Source organism: Streptomyces sp. R28, assembly GCF_041052385.1.
Taxonomy (GTDB): Bacteria; Actinomycetota; Actinomycetes; order Streptomycetales; family Streptomycetaceae; genus Streptomyces.
In genome coordinates, this window is the sequence record NZ_CP163439.1 from 1,469,163 (window position 1) to 1,486,167 (window position 17,005).

The following is a 17,005-nucleotide window of genomic DNA, read 5'->3' on the forward strand; positions in this document are numbered from 1 at the left end:
AGGCCCCGCCATGCCTCAGCAGGGACTCCACATGCCGTACATCGCACGCGTCCGTGGCCGCGCGAGACGTCTGGCGGGCCGACTCGCCGGGCTGACCGCCGCGTCGCTGCTCCTGGGACTCGCCGTACCCACCGTTCCCGCGCTGGCCGCGGACACGGCCGAACCGGCCGAGATCACGGACGGTCTCGCCCTCTGGTACAAGCTCGACGCCACCTCCGGCAGTACCGTGACCGACGCCTCCGGCCACGGCCGCGACGGCACGGTGGGCGGCGCCGCCGACTGGTCGGGCACCGGCGAGGGGCTCGCCTTCAACGGCTCGGACACCTACGTCAAGATGCCGAACGACGTCTTGAAGGGCATGGACGCGATCACCGTCTCGATGGACATGCGGATGGACTCCGCGCAGTCCACGCCGTACTTCATCTACGGCTTCGGCAACTCCAGCGGCAGCAGCGGCAACGGCTACCTGTTCACCACCGGCAACTCCTACCGGACGTCCATCGCCAGCGGGAACTGGTCGACGGAGCAGACCACCAAGCCCGCCGACTCGCACAATCTGACCCGCGCGGTGTGGAAGCACCTCACCTACACCCAGACCGGCAGCACCGGTGTCCTGTACGAGGACGGTGTGGAGGTCGGCCGCAACACCTCGGTCACCATCACCCCCGGCTCCATCGGCTCCGGCACCACCACCGCCAACTACATCGGCAAGTCGGTCTACTCCGGCGACAAGCTCTTCAAGGGCCGCATCCGCGACTTCCGGGTCTACGACCGCGCCCTCGCCGGCTCCGAGGTCGAGCAACTCGCCCTCCCCGTCGCCACGCAGGGCGTCGCCGACGACAAGGCCGCGCTGAGCCTCGGTGACACCAGCGCCGTCACGGCCGACCTCGACCTGCCGAGGACCGGCACGGCCGGCGGTTCCACGATCACCTGGGCCAGCGACAACCCCGGCGTCGTGTCCGACTCCGGCGCGGTGACCCGCCCCGCGGCCGGTGAACCGGACGCTCACGCCACGCTCACGGCGACCCTGAGGAAGGGCAGCGTGACCGACACCAGGACCTTCGACGTCACGGTCCTGCCGGCCTTCGACGACGGGACGGCCACCGAGCAGGCCGCCGAGTCCCTCGGCGTCCACAACCTCGACGACGTACGCGGCAACCTGGCGCTCCCCGCGCGGGGTGACTACGGCACCGACGTCGCCTGGTCCTCCGCGAACCCGGACGTCATCTCCAACGACGGCGTGGTCCACCGCCCCGCGCACGGCGACGGATCCACCACCGTCGAGCTGACCGCCACCGTCACCAAGGGCGAGGCGAAGGCGACCCGCACCTTCACCGCGAAGGTCCCGGAGCTCCCCGCGAAGCAAGCCCTCAAGGGCTACATGTTCAGCTACTTCACCGGCGAGGGAACCGCGGACGGCGAACAGCTCTACGCCGCCCTCAGCAAGGGCAACGACCCCCTGAAGTGGCGTGAGCTGAACGACGGCAAGCCGGTCCTCACCTCCACGCTCGGCGAGAAGGGCCTGCGCGACCCGTTCATCATCCGCTCCCCGGAGGGCGACAAGTTCTACCAGATCGCCACCGACCTCAGGATCTACGGCAACGGCGACTGGGACGCCTCCCAGCGCACCGGCAGCAAGTCCATCATGGTCTGGGAGTCCACCGACCTGGTGCACTGGACGAACCAGCGCCTGGTCAAGGTCTCGCCGGACAGTGCGGGCAACACCTGGGCGCCGGAAGCCTTCTACGACGCGCAGCGCGGTGAGTACGTCGTCTTCTGGGCGTCGAAGCTGTACGACAACGAGGCGCACTCCGGCGACACCTACAACCGCATGATGTACGCGACCACCCGCGACTTCTACACCTTCAGCGAGCCCAAGGTGTGGATCGACCGCGGCTACTCCGTCATCGACTCCACGGTGATCGCGCACGACGGGACGTACTTCCGCCTCTCCAAGGACGAGCGGAACAACACCTCCTCCACCCCCAACAGCAAGTTCATCTTCGAGGAGAAGAGCGACTCCCTGCTGGACCTGTCCTGGGACGCCGTCGCCGAAGGCATCGGCAAGGGCGCGATGAGCGCGGCCGAGGGGCCGCTGGTGTTCAAGTCGAACGCCGAGGACAAGTGGTACGCGTTCCTCGACGAGTTCGGGGGCCGCGGCTACATCCCCTTCGAGACGACCGACCTCGCCTCCGGCACCTGGACCCCGTCCACCGGCTACGACCTGCCGGCCAAGCCCCGTCACGGCACCGTCCTGCCGGTCACCCAGGCCGAGTACGACCGCCTGCTGCGCGCCTATCAGCCCGACCAGCTCGTAGCGAGCGTCGAGGGCGTGAAGGTGACGACGAAGACCGGTCAGGCGCCGGTTCTGCCGGCCACGGTGATCGCCGAGTACGCCGACGGCGTCAAGCGCCCCGTCGCCGTCACCTGGGAGGACGTCCCGGAGTCGAAGTACGCCGAGCCCGGCACCTTCACCGTGACCGGAAGCCTGCCGGACGGCGCCGCGATACCGGTCCAGGCCGAGGTCACCGTCTCGCAGGAAGGCCCGGACGTCCCGGCCGACCTGCTCCTGAGTTACGACTTCGACGAGACCGGCGGCAACATCGCCCGTGACTCCAGCGGGCACGGCTACCACGGCACCTACGTCCGTACGCCCGACTTCGGCACCGGAGTCGAGGGCGGCTCGTTCAGGATGTCCGGCGGTTCGAGCGGCTCGACCACCGCGCCGTACGTCCGTATCCCGAACGGCGTGCTGAAGAACGCCGACAGCGTGACCGTCTCGACGTACGCCAAGTGGAAGGGCGGCGACAGCTTCCAGTGGCTGTTCGGGCTCGGCCCCGACAGCGACAAGTACCTCTTCGCGACCCCCTCCAACGGCGGCTCCAGCCTCTACTCGGCCATCACGAAGGCGAGTTGGTCGGCGGAGTCGAAACTGACGGCCGGCTCGCAGCTCACGCCCGGCGAGTGGCGGCACGTCACCGTCACCCTCGACGGCACGACCGGCACGATGGCGCTCTACGTCGACGGCATCCAGGCGGCCCGCGCGACCGGCGTCACCATCAAGCCGTCCGAGCTGTACGACGCGAACAAGGACCACAGCGGCTACATCGGCAGGTCCCTGTACGCGGCCGACCCGTACTTCGGCGGCGAGGTCGACGACTTCCGCGTCTACGACCGGGCCCTCACGGCAGCGGAGGTCATGGAGCTCAGCGGCAACACCGCGGGCATCGCGAAGGCGACGGACCCCGCGCTGAAGGTCGACGCCCTCGTCGACAACGCCGGCAGCAGGATCACCCTGCCGATGAAGGAGGGCACCGACCTCACCGCGCTGGCACCGGAGTTCACCCTCGCCCACGGCGCGGCGATCAACCCCGCCTCCGGCAGCGTGCAGGACTTCAGCAAGCCGGTGACGTACGAAGTCACGGGCTCCGACGGCAAGAAGCGCACCTGGACGGTATCGGCGCTCGTCATGAGAAGCCCGGTGCTGCCGGGTCTCAACGCCGACCCGAACATCGTCCGCTTCGGCGACACCTTCTACCTGTACCCGACCACCGACGGCTTCGAGGGCTGGAGCGGTACGCAGTTCAAGGCGTACTCCTCGACGGACCTGGTGCACTGGAAGGACCACGGCGTCATCCTCGACCTCGGTCCAGACGTCTCCTGGGCGGACAGCAGGGCCTGGGCGCCGACGATCGCCGAGAAGGACGGGAAGTACTACTTCTACTTCTGCGCCGACGCCAACATCGGTGTGGCCGTCTCCGACTCGCCGACCGGGCCCTTCAAGGACGCGCTCGGTCGACCGCTGCTCAAGGCAGGCCAGTTCAGCGGCCAGATGATCGACCCGGCGGTCTTCACGGACGACGACGGTCAGTCGTATCTGTACTGGGGCAACGGCCACGCCTACGTGGCCCCGCTGAACGACGACATGACCTCCGTCGACACCTCGAAGATGAAGGACATCACGCCCAGCGGCTACAACGAGGGCACCTTCGTCATCAAGCGCAAGGGCACCTACTACTTCATGTGGTCGGAGAACGACACCCGGGACGAGAACTACCGCGTCGCCTACGCCACCGGCCCCTCCCCCACCGGCCCGTGGACCAGGCACGGCGTGATCCTGGAGAAGGACCTCTCCCTCGGCATCAAGGGCCCCGGCCACCACTCGGTCGTCCATGTCCCGAACACCGACGACTGGTACATCGCCTACCACCGGTTCGCCATCCCCGGCGGTGACGGCACCCATCGTGAAACCACCGTCGACAAGCTGGAGTTCGACGCCGACGGCCTGATCAAGAAGGTCGTGCCCACGCTGACCGGCATCGACCCCGTCACCGTCGTCCACGCCGGCCCGGACACCGACGGCACCGAGGGCGACCGCATCCCGCTGAACGGCACGATCTCCGGGGCGGGCGGCCCGAAGTGGGCGGTCGAGGAGGGAGCGCCCTGCGCCGTCAGCGACGCCGGGGCGGCGAAGACGACGCTCACCTGCACCGACGACGGCACCTACACGGTCACGCTGACCGGGGGCCGCAGCAGCGACACGGCCACCGTCGAGGTCGCCAACGCGGCACCGGCCATCACGTCCGCGAGCGGGCCCGCGTCCCCGGTGCCGGCCGGCAAGCGCACGGTGATCACCGCCGCGTTCGCCGACCCGGGCACCAGTGACACCCACACCTGCCGCATCGACTTCAAGGACGGCACCGAACCCACGGACGGCACGGTGAGCGGCGCCGGCTGCCGGGCCGAGCACACCTACGCCAAGGCCGGCATCCACCGCCCGGTGATCATGGTCACGGACGACGACGGCGCCTCGGACAGCACCACCCTCCCCGAGCTGATCGTCTACGACCGCGCGGCGGGCCCCGCGCTCGGCACCGGCGTGATCACTTCACCGGCGGGCGCCTACCCGGCCGCTCCTGACCTGACCGGCAAGGCGGCGTTCTCCTTCGCCGCCCTCTACGCGAAGGGAGCCACGGTCCCCACCGGAAAGGCCGACTTCGACCTCGGTCCGGCCAGGCTGAAGTTCCGCTCCACCGGCTCCGACTGGCTCGTGGTCAGCGGTTCCCGGGCCGTCTACCAGGGCACCGGCCAGGTCAACGGGCGCAGCGGCTACGGCTTCCGTGTCACCGCCACCGACGCCCCTGACACCTTCCGGATCAGGATCTGGAAGAAGTCCACCGGTGACGTCGTCTACGACAACGCCACCGGCGCGAAGACCACGGGCTTCGTCACCCTGGGCAGGGACTCGCGCTAGAAGGCCGCTACGTGCCCTGAGCCAGCGCCGAGACCTCGGCCTGGCTCAGGGCTTTGCCGTACAGAAGGAGGTCTACCTGGTCGTCACCGGCACGCCCGCCACCGTGCACCACTACGAGTTCCGCATCAGCGGCGCCACGCCCTCCGGGTACGAGCGGGGTCACCAGAAGCCGGCCGCGGCGGGCACTGGCACGCCAACGGTGGCGGCTGGGTCGGCAACGCCCGGATCGAGGGCTTGGCCTGGGTCAACTCCGGTGCCACGATCGGCGGCAACGTCGTCGTCAGGGACAACGCCGTCGTGCAGGGCGGCGCCAGTCTCTCGGGCGGCCTGGTGCTCGGCGGGGACGCCGAGATGTGGATCACGTGCTCGGCCGGCACGTACCTGATGTTCGACCCGGACCGCGGCTGCGACGGCCGGGGCGGCGAGAGCGACGTCAATCCGGCCCACGGCACGTTCACGGACGCGGAGCTGTCGATCACCATCTAGGGGCAGGCCGGCGCGGTGTCCGACGGGGAGTCCATGGTGAAGGTGCCGTAGACGCCGACGCCGTCCTGGAGCTGGTCCTCCGGGTAGTCCGGGGAGGTGACGACCGGCTTCTGGGGGCTCGCGTCGTCGTAGACGAACTCGCAGACCGCTCCAGCCCCTCCGGCACCCTGAAACCACTCTGAAACCGCGCCGAAGGCGGCCCTGCGCACACTCCGGGGCATGAACTCACCACGGCAGCGCACCGGTCAGACGCCCCCGGCCATCGAGGCCGTGGGGCTGCGCAAGGCGTACGGCACGAAGGTCGTCCTCGACGGCATCGATTTGCGGGTGCCGCGCGGCACGGTCTTCTCGCTGCTCGGCCCGAACGGCGCAGGCAAGACCACCACCGTCCAGATCCTCTCCACCCTGATCCGTGCCGACGGCGGCACCGCCCGTATCACCGGGCACGACGTGTCCGCCGAGCCGCAGTCCGTGCGCGCCGCGATCGGGGTCACCGGCCAGTTCTCCGCCGTCGACAACCTGATCACCGGCGAGGAGAACATGGCGCTGATGGCGGACCTGCACCATCTGGACCGCAGTGCGGGCAGGCGCGTCACCGCCGAGCTGCTCGAACGCTTCGACCTCGTGGACGCCGCGAAGAAGCCCGCCGCCACGTACTCCGGCGGTATGCGGCGGCGCCTGGACCTCGCGATGACGCTGGTCGGCTCCCCCGAGGTGATCTTCCTGGACGAGCCGACGACCGGCCTCGACCCGAGCGCACGGCACGCGGTGTGGCAGATCATCCGCGAGCTCGTGGCAGGCGGGGTCACGGTCTTCCTCACCACGCAGTACCTGGAGGAGGCGGACCAGCTCGCCGACCGCATCGCGGTCCTGAACGGCGGCCGGATCGTCGCCGAGGGCACCGCGGACGAGCTGAAGCGGCTCGTCCCCGGCGGCCATGTCCGCCTCCGCTTCCTCGACCCGGCCGAACTCGCCCGCGCCGCCGAGGTGCTGGGCGTGGGCCTGCGCGACGACGAGGCGCTGACCCTCCAGGTCCCGGGCGACGGCAGCGTCCACACCCTGCGCGCCCTGCTCGACGCCCTCGACGGCGCCCGCGTCGCCGTGGACTCGCTGACCATGCACACCCCCGATCTCGACGACGTCTTCTTCGCGGTGACCGGCCGCCCCGACCACGAGAAGGTGCAGACCCGATGACCGCCGCCGCCCAGCCCGCCACCCCGCACCTGCGCGACTCGCTCACCATGCTGCGGCGCAACCTGCTGCACGCCCGCCGCTACCCCTCGATGACACTCCAGGTCGCGCTCATCCCCGTCTTCCTGCTCCTCCTGTTCGTGTACGTCTTCGGCTCCGCGCTCGGCACCGGAATCGGCCAGGGCGGCGACCGCACCGCCTACCTCGCCTATCTCGTCCCCGGCATCCTGCTCATGACCGCGGGTGTCGGAGCCGTGCCGACCGCGGTCGCCGTGTGTACGGACATGACCGAGGGCATCGTCGCCCGCTTCCGTACGATGGCGATCTCCCGGGCGTCGATCCTGGTCGGCCATGTGGTCGGCAGCGTCATCCAGACGGCGATCACCCTGGTCCTGCTGATGGCCGTCGCCCTCGCCATCGGTTTCCGTCCCGACGCGAGTGCCGTGGAATGGCTGGCGGCCTGCGGGCTGCTCGTGCTCTTCGTCCTCGCGCTGACCTGGTTCTCGGTCGCCCTGGGACTGATCAGCAAGACGCCCGAGGGCGCCAGCAACGCCCCGCTGCCGATCTCGTTCCTGCTGCCCTTCGTGAGCAGCACCTTCGTGCCGGTCGACTCGATGCCCTCCGGGATCCGCTGGTTCGCCGAGTACCAGCCGTTCACCACGGTCATCGAGACCGTCCGCGGGCTGCTGACCGGCGCCGGGATCGGCCACAACGGCTGGATGGCCGTGGCGTGGTGCGTGGCGATCGCGGTCCTCGGGTTCCTGTGGTCGCTCCGCCTCTTCGACCGCGACGCCCACTGAACACCCCCACTGAAGAAGGGCAGTTGCCATGACCACCGTCCGCCTCACCCCCGAACTCGTCGAGCACCCCGTGGGCGCCTACGCCGACCTGCGCTCCCGTCCCGGCCTCGGCCACGTCCTCCTGCCGGGCCTCGACACCCCCGTACGACTGGTCACCCGCCACGAGGACGTGCGGGCCGCGCTGAGCGAGCCGCGCCTGATCCGGGACCGTTCGACGATCGCCGACTCCGACATGCCGGATCCGCAGGCCGAGTTGCTGGCGCAGGGCCTCGACGGCCTCCCGCCCGAGTACGCGCAGTACCTCTCCGGCCACCTGGCCCTCTTCGACGGGGACGAGCACACCCGCCGCCGCAACCCCCTCACCCGCGCCTTCACCGCCCGCCGGGTGGCCGCACTGCGCCCCTTCGTCGAGAAGACGGCACAGCAGCTGATCGAGGCCCTCGCCGAGCGTGAACAGGCCGATCTGCTGGGCGAGTTCGCCTATCCGCTGAGCACGGCCGTGATCTGCGCGCTTCTCGGCGTGGACGCGGCCGACCAGGACAGGGTGTGCGGGTGGATCCGGGACTTCGCCTACGGCGACGGCAGCCGCGTCCTCGAAGGGCTCGGCGGTGTCGTGGAGTACGCCAAGGACCTGGTCGCCCGGCGCCGGGCCGAGCCCGCCGACGACCTGGTGTCGGCGCTGCTGGCGGACGGCGGCATGACCGACGACGAGATCGTCACCGTCTTCTTCCTGCTGATCAACACCGGTATCACCCCGCCCCCCCTGTTCCTGGCCCATGCCGTCCTCGCCCTGCTGGACCACCCGGACCAGCTGGAACGGCTGCGCGCCGAGCCGGAGCTGCTCGGCCGCGCGGTCCCCGAACTCCTGCGGTACGTCACGCTGGTGCGCATGGGCGCCACGCTGTACGCGACCGAGGACTTCGTGTTCGCCGGCACACCGCTGGTGAAGGGCGAGGCGGTGACGGTGGCCCTGTTCGCCGCGGACCACGACCCGGCCGTGTACGACGCCCCCGAACGCCTCGACGTGACACGGGAGTTCGGCCGCGGCGACGGTCACCTCGCCTTCGGGCACGGCCCGCACTACTGCATCGGCGCGGCGCTCGGCCGGCTGGTGACGGGTGTCGTCTTCGAGGAGCTTGTCGTGAACCGGCCCACAGCACCGCGGTTGGCCGTGGACCGCGCCGGTCTCCGCTTCGGGCACTGGCCCGGTGACGGCTTCCACCTGCTGGGCCTGCCGGTCAGGCTGTGAGCCGGCTCCGGCCCCGCACCAGGGCGAGCGCGGCCTCGCGAAGCCCGTCGTCGTCCAGGGCGGCGTACGTGGACACCGCGTCCTCGTATGCCGCCTTGTCGGCGTTCTCGGCGTCCTCGCGAGCGCGGGCGGAGGACATCGTGGGCTGGAAGCTGCGCAGATAACGGAACCGTTCGGCGAGCGCGATCAGCCGAACACCGCCCGCGTCCCCCTTCGCCAGATCGGCCGTGCCGAGCGCGAGCAGCAGCGCACCGCACAGCGGGAAGTAGGCGGGCTGGACGGCAGGTGAGCGGGTCAGCAGGCTCGTGAGGCGGTCGGGCAGGGCGGCGAGGAGGTGTGCGACGAGGTCCATCCGGCCGTACCGGGCGTGTGCGGTCACGGCGACCGACTGGAGCTCCGGCCCCCAGGCCTCCATCACCGGTTCACCGCCGGGTACCGAATGCGCGATGTGCGCCAGCCGGTCCAGGGTCCGGCGCCACAGGCCCAGTCCCGTCTCGATGTCGCCCCGCGCGAGCGCCATCTCGGCGCGAGCGCCCAGGTCGGGGGTGAACGGGTCGGAGGCGGCGTTCTCGCGCTGGTAGCGCAGCGCCTGCTCCAGCCAGTGTTCCGCCTCGTCGAGGTCTCCGGCCTGCAGGCTGGCCAGCATGATCCCCCAGCGCAGGCCGATCGAGTCGGTCCACTCGCCGTACTCTTCGAGCGCTTCGAGCGCGGCCTTCATGGGCCCGATCGACTCGGCACCGCGCTCCATCTGCAGGCACAGTTCGGCGAACCGGGCCCTCGGCCAGATCCGGAGCACCGGGATGTCCTGGTCGCCGACCGCGTCGAGCATCCGGCGGGCGGCCACGAGGGCTCGGTCGGGTTGGCGGTCGTGCTCCCACACATAGCTGGCGGCACCGTTGGCGATGCCCGCGAGCAGCGGCTCGTCGCCGGCGCACAGCGCGTCGAGAGTGCCGCGGCCGCCGGGGGCGAGTATCTCCGGCAGCGCGCTCAGCACCGTCGCCACGGCCCGGACCACGGTGTCCGGCGGGGCGGGCGGCAGGCGGCGCAGCGCGACGAGGGTGCGCGGAGCGCCGGGGCCGAGGCCGAGGAAGGAGTTGGCGGTCAGCAGGGCGGTGGCGGTGCGGGCCGGTTCGACGTACTCGGGGCCCGGCCGGTAGTGGGAGAGCAGCGGCGCGGTGTCCGCCATGAGCGCCATCAGCCGGGCGTAGTGGGTACTGGCCTCGGTGGACCACAGGCTTCCCAGCACGGCCGTGACCGCGGCGACGGTGTCCGCGTCCGCGAGTGGGAGGGCCAGCCGCAGGGCGTGCACGAGGTTGTCCTGCTCGGCGCGGATCAGGTGCCAGGACGCGAACGGGTCGGTACCGAAGGGTGCGTCGTGGTGGGCGACCCCGAAGTCCCGTGCCCAGCCCAGGAATCGCTCCGTGACCGCCGCCTCCTCACCGGCCCGTTCCCGATGCGCGGCCGCGAACTCCCGTACGGTCTCCAGCATCCGGAAGCGGATGCCGTGCGGGGTGTCCGTCACCTTGAGCAGGGACTGGTCGACGAGGTCCTCGAGGACCTCCAAGGCGTCGAAGCCGTCGACGAGTTGTTCCGCCGCCTCGGCGGTGAAGCCGGCCGGGAAGACCGACAGGGCACGCAAGGCGGCCTGCCCCGGCTCCGCCAGGAGGTTCCAGCTCCAGTCGACGACGGCGTGCAGGGTGCGATGGCGCTGGGGTGCGTCGCGGGGGCCGCCGCGCAGCAGGGCGAAGCGGTCCTCCAGGCGGCGGGCGATCTCCGGGACCGACAGCACGCGGACGCGGGCGGCGGCGAGTTCGGTGGCGAGCGGCAGGCCGTCGAGGCGGTGGCAGAGGGCGGCCACGGCGTCGGCGGGCAGGTCGGCGTCGGGGCGGGCGGCTCGGGCGCGCTGCTCGAACAGCTCGACGGTGGTGGCGAGGTCGAGCTCGGGCAGGGGGTAGACGGTCTCGGAGGACAGGCCGAGCGGGGCGCGGCTGGTGGTGAGGACGCGCAGGTCCCGCGTCCTGGACACGAGTCCCTGTACGAGGTCGGCGACGCCCTGGACGACCTGCTCGCAGTTGTCCAGGACGAGCAGCGCCGGTCCGGAGCCCAGCACTCCCAGGATGCCGGCGATCAGGTCGCCCCCCGCGGTGGGCCGCAGCCCCTCGCCGACGCCCAGCGCGGAGGCGACCTCGGGGGCGACGTCGGCGTCCTGACGGACACCGGCGAGCGGCACCAGGTGCACGATTCGCTGCTCGGCGTCCCGGGCGACGGCGCTCGCGAGCCGTGTCTTGCCCAGGCCGCCGGGGCCGACGACGGAGGTGACGCGGGCGCTGTGCAGCAGCCGTCGCACGGCCTCGACGTCGGCATCCCGGCCGAGCAGCGGGTTGGGTTCGTGCGGTACACCACGCCGCACGGCGGGCGCCTCGCCGCGCAGCAGTTCCTGGTGCAGCTCCTGCAGGGCGGGCCCCGGATCGGTGCCGAGCTCGTCGCGCAGGCGGCGCCGGTAGGTGTCGTACGCCGCCAGCGCCGCGGCCGCTCCCGCGGTGGCCGCCTGACAGCGCATCAGCTCCAGCAGCGGCTCCTCGTCGAGCGGATGCGCGCTCACCAGCTCGCCGAGCGGCCCTACCGCCTCCTCCCGCCGCCCCGAACGCGCCAACGCAAGCGCCCGCAGTCGCACCAACGCCCGTTGTGTGGCGGCGAGTTCGAGGCGCAGCCCCGCCACGGGGTCGTCGAGGTGTCCGCCCTCCGCCGGGCCGCCACCCCACAGCGCGAGCCCTTCCTCGGCCTCGGCGACCGCGCCGTGATGGTCGCCGGCCCGCGCCTTCTCCGCACCCGCGGCGGCGTGCAGCTGGACGGCCCAGGCGTCGACCTGGTCCTCGCGCAGGGCGATGCGGTAGCCGGTGGGTGTGCTCGCGATGACCTCGCCGCCCAGCAGCGAGCGTGCCCGCGAGACGAGGATCTGCAGCGCCTTGGTCGGGTTCTCCGGCTGCTCGTCCGGCCACAGCCCGGCCATGAGCCGCCCGGTGCCGCAGCCCGCCCGCGGCTCCCCGGCCAGCAGCGCGAGCAGGGCGCGCAGGCGGGGCGCGGTGATCTCCTTGCCCCGGTGGGCGACGGACGTCAGCAGCGTCAACTCGATGGTCACCCGAGCAGACTAGTCAGAACGGGTGGTCGGAGCGGATGGCCACAACGGGCGCAACCCTCTCGCAACGTTCCCTGTGCTGCCCTTGCTGCCATGTATGAGGAGACCCCGCGCGTCGAACTCACTCCCGCGGCCGCCGACCTGCTGCGCCGTCTGCGCGCGACGCACGGCCCGCTGATGTTCCACCAGTCCGGCGGCTGCTGCGACGGCAGCGCGCCGATGTGCTACCCGGACGGCGAGTTCCGCACCGGCGACTCGGACGTGCTGCTCGCGGAGCTGAACGTCGAGGGGGTGGGGGAGCCGGTGAGGTTCTGGATGGCGCGCAGTCAGTACGAGGCATGGCGCCACACCCGGCTGATCGTCGACGTCGTCGAAGGCCGGGGCAGCGGTTTCTCGCTGGAGGCACCCGAGGGGGTGCGTTTCCTCACCCGTTCGCGGGTCGTCGACGCCTAGCAACCCCGCAGGTCATCGCCGTCTGGTGCACTTCCCCTGAGCCCTGGGACATTTGACGAGACATCAGGGGGACCCATGACACGTCGTCAGAAACGGTTCGCAGCAGGCAGAGCGGCGCTCACGCTGCTCACGGCACTGAGCGCGCTGGCCGGTGCGGCCCTGGTGGGGGCGGCCCCGGCCGGCGCCGCGGAGCAGGGCACCCCGATCGCGCCGGGTGTCGCGTACGAGGAGTTCGACATCGCGTCGGCGAAGGGCACCACGCACGCCCACCTGCTCACCGTCGACCTGCGCAATCCGCACGTACGTCTCGATCTGCTGCATCCCGGAGCGGTGGCGGCGCGGGCGACCGTCTCGCAGCAGGCCACCGCGCAGGGGGCCGTCGCGGGCGTGAACGGCGACTTCTTCAACATCAGCGAGACCCAGCACCCGGGCGTCCAGGCGACCGGCGCGAGCGTGGGTCCGGCGATCGCGCACGGCCGGGCGCTGAAGGCGGCGGTGCCGGACGGCCAGCGTTTCGGACCGGCGCTGCCGCCCGGCACGAGCACCGAGGACGTGCTCGGCGTGGGCGTCGACCGCAGGGCCCGGCTGGACGGCCTGAGCCTCGCCGGCTCGGTCCGCACACCCGAGGGCCGGCTGCCGCTGCGCGGGCTCAACCAGTACGCACTGCCGGTGGGCTCCATCGGGGCGTTCACCGCCGCGTGGGGCAGCGCCTCCCGGGTGCGCGCCACCTGCGGCACGGACACGGACCGGGCGGCTCCGTGCAGCACCGACACCTACGAGGTGACGGTCCGACGCGGCCGGGTCGTGTCGATGGCCGACGCCCCCGGGAGCGGGCCGATCGCCCGGGGCACCACCGTCCTCGTGGGCCGGGAGGCGGGCGCGCAGCAGTTGCGGAAGTTCTTCGCGGGCGAGCGGGTGAAGGTACGGCACCGGCTGGTGGCGTCGGCGTCACGGGTCCCGTACCGCTTCGCCCTCGGCGGGTACCCCGTGCTCGACGACGGACAGCCGCTGCCCGGTCTCGACGACAGGGCCTCGGCCGTGCGGACCGCCGTGGGCATCGCGGACGGCGGACGGCGCCTGCTGCTGCTCGCGCTGGACGGCGCGCGCGAGTACCGAAGCGGCCTGACCGTCGCCGAAGTGGCCTCCGTCATGCGGGAGTTGGGCTCGGTCGACGCCTTCAGCCTGGACGGCGGCGGTTCGTCGACGCTGGTCGCCCGCGAACCGGGAGCAGCCGCGGTCTCCGTACGCAACCACCCGTCCGACGGCGTGGAACGCCCCGTCCCGAACGGCATCGGAGTCTTCTCGACGCCCTGACGGTCACGGTCTGAGGCTGCTGACGATGTCCGCCGTGGCCGTCAGACCGCTGCTGATGGTGGGCGCCATGCTCGTGCTGGCCAGGTAGAAGCCGAGCAGCAGGCACACCAGCGCGTGGGTGACCTTCAGCCCGCCGTTGCGCACGAAGATCACCGCCAGGATGAACAGCAGCAACACCACAGAGATGGAAATGGCCATCGTCAACCTCCTCCGCCACGTCCACTTCGCGGCCTTCGGCCGCAAGTGTGGCGTAGCGGAGGGTTCGTCCGGGCAGCTGAGCTGTACTCCGAACGTGTGGTGTCCTGCGCGGCGTGCCCGCAGGTGCGCCTATGCCGTCCGGTGGGCGTCGAGGAAGGCCTCCAGACCGGCGAGGTCGTCGGTGTTGAGAAAGTCGACGTCGGCGGCGAGCAGCTCGCCCCACAGGGCGTCCCGGGCGGCACCGGCCACGTCCGGGGTGGCCCAGAAGCGCACCTTCTGCCCCCGGGAGTGCGCCGCCTGGACGATGCCGCGCAGCTTCTGCCGCTCGGCGTCCGGGAAGGCGCCCACGCCCAGCCAGGTGAAGTTGAGCGTCCAGTTGTCGCTGATCAGCGGGATGAAGGAGGCGGGCGCGGAGCTGGAGAGGTCGGCGAGACGGCCGTCGTAGAAGGCCCGGCGGACGGTCTGGGCCTCCATGGGTACCCGGGCCGCGCGGTCGCCGGAGATCACGGCGGTGACCGCGCCCGGGCAGACGCGGCCGTGGGCGTACGTCGTGAACAGGTGCTTGTAGCGCTTCAGGTGCTTGTCGAGTTCGAGGTAGGTCGACGAGCCCTCGGTCTTGATGTCGACGAGCAGCTGGATCGGCTTGCGGTACCCCCCGTATACGGACCCGTGGTTGGCCCGGACCCGGGCGGCCAGCGGGTCGAGGTAGAGGGACTCCAGGGTGCGGGTGGGGTCCAGGTCCTCGGGGTCGTGGGCCACGAGGAGCTGGTCGCCGACCAGGTAGATGTCGGCCTCGACGCTGCCGAAGCGGTGGTCGAGGGCGTCGAGGAGGGGACGCGGGTGCTCGTAGTCGTTGTGGGCGTGCGCCCGCCACAACGGGCGCGGTCCGTGCTTCTGTTCGCTCGCCGACGCAACGGTGCCGGGCAGCGCGACCGAGCCCGCGAGGGCGGCGCCGAGGGTGGTGAGGGCTCTGCGACGGGTGGTGAGGGCCATACTCTGCCTCCCTGACAGGGGCGATGGGGGCGTGGGGAACGCTGCGAGTATGCGTTTCCGAAGGCCCCAAACAGCAGAGGCGGGCAGGGAGTTGGCCGGACTGCCGTCCTGCGTTCACTTCACCCCTGCAGGGCGCACGAAAAAGCCCGCACCGGGTGGACGCTGTTGGTTAATTCCGCCCTGCTGGATCTCATCCAGCAGGGCGGAGTGCTGCGAAGGGGGGAACGCGGGTCTTGGCGAGTGGTCTGCCGGTGAGCCAGGCATCGATGCGGGCGAGGTTGACGGCGGCGCCAGTGAAGTGGTGCTGCAACTGGGTCTTGGCGAGGCCGCGATAGCGGGATCTGCGCAGGCCGAACGCCTGGACGCCCTGTGAGACGGTGCCCTCGACGCCGGCTCGGTGTCCGTAGCGGCGGCGCCAGTGGTCGGTGTCCTGCTCGACCCGGGCCTGCTGAAGGATGTCGTGCTCGGTCTTCGGTCTCAGGGTCAGGTTGCGGCCGGTCCTGGAGCTGGTGCACGAGGTCCGCAGTTCGCAGGGGTCGCAGTGCCGGGCGGCGAACCGGACCCGGGTGACCGGAGCATCGAACTGGCTCCGGGCTTCCCGCCAGACGACGCTGGTCCGTCCGCCGGGGCAGACGGCCTGGCGCTGGTCCCAGTCGATGGTGAAGCGGGTGTTGCCGAAGATGTCTCCGGTGGCCTGTGCCTTCACGGTGGTGGACTTGACCGGGCCGACCAGCTCGATGCCGTGATCACGGCGGGCATGGTGGATCTGTTCGGCGTCGATATATCCGGCGTCCACCAGGTGCTCGTCCGCAAGCAGGCCGCGTCCGGCCAAGGCGGTGTGGATGTCCTCCAGGACGAGGACGTCGTTGACGGGTGCCGGCGTGGTGCGAACGTGGGTGATCAGATGCGGGGCATCGGGCTCGCAGGTCTCGCTGAGGTGGACTTTGCAACCGGACCAGCCCAGATCCCGTTTCGAACCAGTGCGGGCCTCGGGCTCGTGGGGGGTCCGTAAGCGGACCGCGCCCGGCGGGAAGTCCTTCGTCCCGCGCCGGCGCACGGTGCCCTCGACGTGGTGAAACTGCTGCACCCAGGTCTGCCGCAGGAACTCCACCGCGGGCAGGCTTCGCAACGAAGGCGGTGACACAGCCGACCAGACGGCCTCCAGCAGCGTCATGCCGTCGGTCCCGCACTGGTCGGCGTGCTCGACGCGGGCCGCCCACCGGGACGCGAAACGACTGTCCTCCGGCCTGGCCGAGTAGCGGTCGAACCACTCCGGCGGCGCCACCGTCACCAGCCAGTCCCCGGCCGCCTCCGCCACCTGGTTCAATACCGCACGCAGGGTCTCGACCACGAACTCCAAGCGGTTCAGGTCTCTCGTCGCGGCCAGCACGTGGGTGGCATCCGTGCGCTGCCGCCCGCCCGCCTTGACCAGCCCTACCTCGGCGGCCACCCGGAGCACGGCATCGAACACCATCTGGCCGGCCTCGCCTTCGACCAGCCGAGCACGGAACTCGCAGAGCACCGAATAGTCGAATCCGGTGTCGGCCAGCTCCAGCGAGAGGGCGTACTTCCAGTCCAGACGCGAGCGGACCGCATGCGCGGCCTGCCGGTCGGTCAGCCCCTCGGCGAACTGCAACACCGACACCAGCGCGAGCCATGCCGGAGACACCACCGACCGCCCCCGGGCCGGGAACAGCTCCTCGAAATCGGCATCCGAGAACACCGGCCCGAGCGCGTCCCGCACCCGCATCACCAGACAGCCCTTCGTAAACACCGCACGCGCCAGCCGAGCCGTCTCCTCCGGGATCTCCCCCAGAACCACCCCACGCAACGACACCGAACCCACCCTCAACACGACGACGGCCTGCACGACCCCAACGGGATCGCACAGGCCGTCATCACGCCCGCACCCGATTTACCAACAGCGTCCG

General features: G+C 71.1%; 12 protein-coding genes. 7 read left to right on the forward strand and 5 right to left on the reverse strand.

The annotated features are described in order from the left end of the window. Positions 1–31 precede the first annotated feature (31 nt). Positions 32–5,254, forward strand: a complete 5,223-nt coding sequence (locus AB5J49_RS06260) for a family 43 glycosylhydrolase (RefSeq protein WP_369167437.1) — start codon at positions 32–34, stop codon at positions 5,252–5,254. 234 nt (positions 5,255–5,488) lie between these two features. After that, positions 5,489–5,740, forward strand: a complete 252-nt coding sequence (locus AB5J49_RS06265; protein ID WP_369167438.1) for a hypothetical protein — start codon at positions 5,489–5,491, stop codon at positions 5,738–5,740. Here AB5J49_RS06265 and AB5J49_RS06270 read toward each other — a convergent pair. Further along, positions 5,737–5,961, reverse strand: a complete 225-nt coding sequence (locus AB5J49_RS06270; RefSeq protein WP_369167439.1) for a hypothetical protein — start codon at positions 5,959–5,961, stop codon at positions 5,737–5,739. The two genes, AB5J49_RS06265 and AB5J49_RS06270, sit on opposite strands and share 4 nt — an antisense overlap. On the opposite strand from AB5J49_RS06270, the gene AB5J49_RS06275 reads away from it, so the two are divergent. From AB5J49_RS06275 to AB5J49_RS06285, 3 genes are read left to right on the forward strand one after another with little or no spacing between them, the layout of a single operon-like run. Further along, positions 5,960–6,934: an ATP-binding cassette domain-containing protein gene (locus tag AB5J49_RS06275; RefSeq protein WP_369167440.1), complete on the forward strand. Its 975-nt coding sequence runs from the start codon at positions 5,960–5,962 to the stop codon at positions 6,932–6,934. The two genes, AB5J49_RS06270 and AB5J49_RS06275, sit on opposite strands and share 2 nt — an antisense overlap. Beyond that, entirely contained in the window at positions 6,931–7,731 is an 801-nt protein-coding gene (locus tag AB5J49_RS06280; RefSeq protein WP_369167441.1) for an ABC transporter permease, read from the forward strand. Before AB5J49_RS06275 ends, AB5J49_RS06280 begins: the two co-directional genes overlap by 4 nt. Positions 7,732–7,759: 28 nt before the next feature. After that, positions 7,760–8,980, forward strand: coding sequence for a cytochrome P450 (locus tag AB5J49_RS06285; RefSeq protein WP_369167442.1), 1,221 nt, complete (start codon positions 7,760–7,762; stop codon positions 8,978–8,980). Here AB5J49_RS06285 and AB5J49_RS06290 read toward each other — a convergent pair. Further along, on the reverse strand, positions 8,970–12,119 hold the full coding sequence (locus AB5J49_RS06290; RefSeq protein ID WP_369167443.1) for a BTAD domain-containing putative transcriptional regulator: 3,150 nt from the start codon (positions 12,117–12,119) through the stop codon (positions 8,970–8,972). The genes AB5J49_RS06285 and AB5J49_RS06290 overlap by 11 nt on opposite strands. Before the next feature lie 90 nt (positions 12,120–12,209). Here AB5J49_RS06290 and AB5J49_RS06295 point away from each other — a divergent pair, with 90 nt between their 5' ends. Both AB5J49_RS06295 and AB5J49_RS06300 read left to right on the forward strand, forming a co-directional pair. Then, positions 12,210–12,569, forward strand: coding sequence for a DUF779 domain-containing protein (locus tag AB5J49_RS06295; protein WP_369167444.1), 360 nt, complete (start codon positions 12,210–12,212; stop codon positions 12,567–12,569). Between the two features lie 75 nt (positions 12,570–12,644). After that, entirely contained in the window at positions 12,645–13,883 is a 1,239-nt protein-coding gene (locus AB5J49_RS06300; RefSeq protein ID WP_369167445.1) for a phosphodiester glycosidase family protein, read from the forward strand. A gap of 3 nt (positions 13,884–13,886) precedes the next feature. Here the strand turns inward: AB5J49_RS06300 and AB5J49_RS06305 are convergent, their stop codons facing one another. From AB5J49_RS06305 to AB5J49_RS06315, 3 genes are all read right to left on the reverse strand, one after another. Further along, positions 13,887–14,081, reverse strand: coding sequence for a hypothetical protein (locus AB5J49_RS06305; protein ID WP_274237251.1), 195 nt, complete (start codon positions 14,079–14,081; stop codon positions 13,887–13,889). 129 nt (positions 14,082–14,210) lie between these two features. Further along, positions 14,211–15,074, reverse strand: coding sequence for a phosphatidylinositol-specific phospholipase C/glycerophosphodiester phosphodiesterase family protein (locus tag AB5J49_RS06310; RefSeq protein WP_369167446.1), 864 nt, complete (start codon positions 15,072–15,074; stop codon positions 14,211–14,213). Between the two features lie 190 nt (positions 15,075–15,264). Continuing rightward, the gene (locus AB5J49_RS06315; protein WP_369175063.1) at positions 15,265–16,911 is read right to left on the reverse strand and encodes an IS1182 family transposase; all 1,647 of its coding nucleotides are present in this window, start codon (positions 16,909–16,911) and stop codon (positions 15,265–15,267) included. Positions 16,912–17,005: the final 94 nt, after the last annotated feature.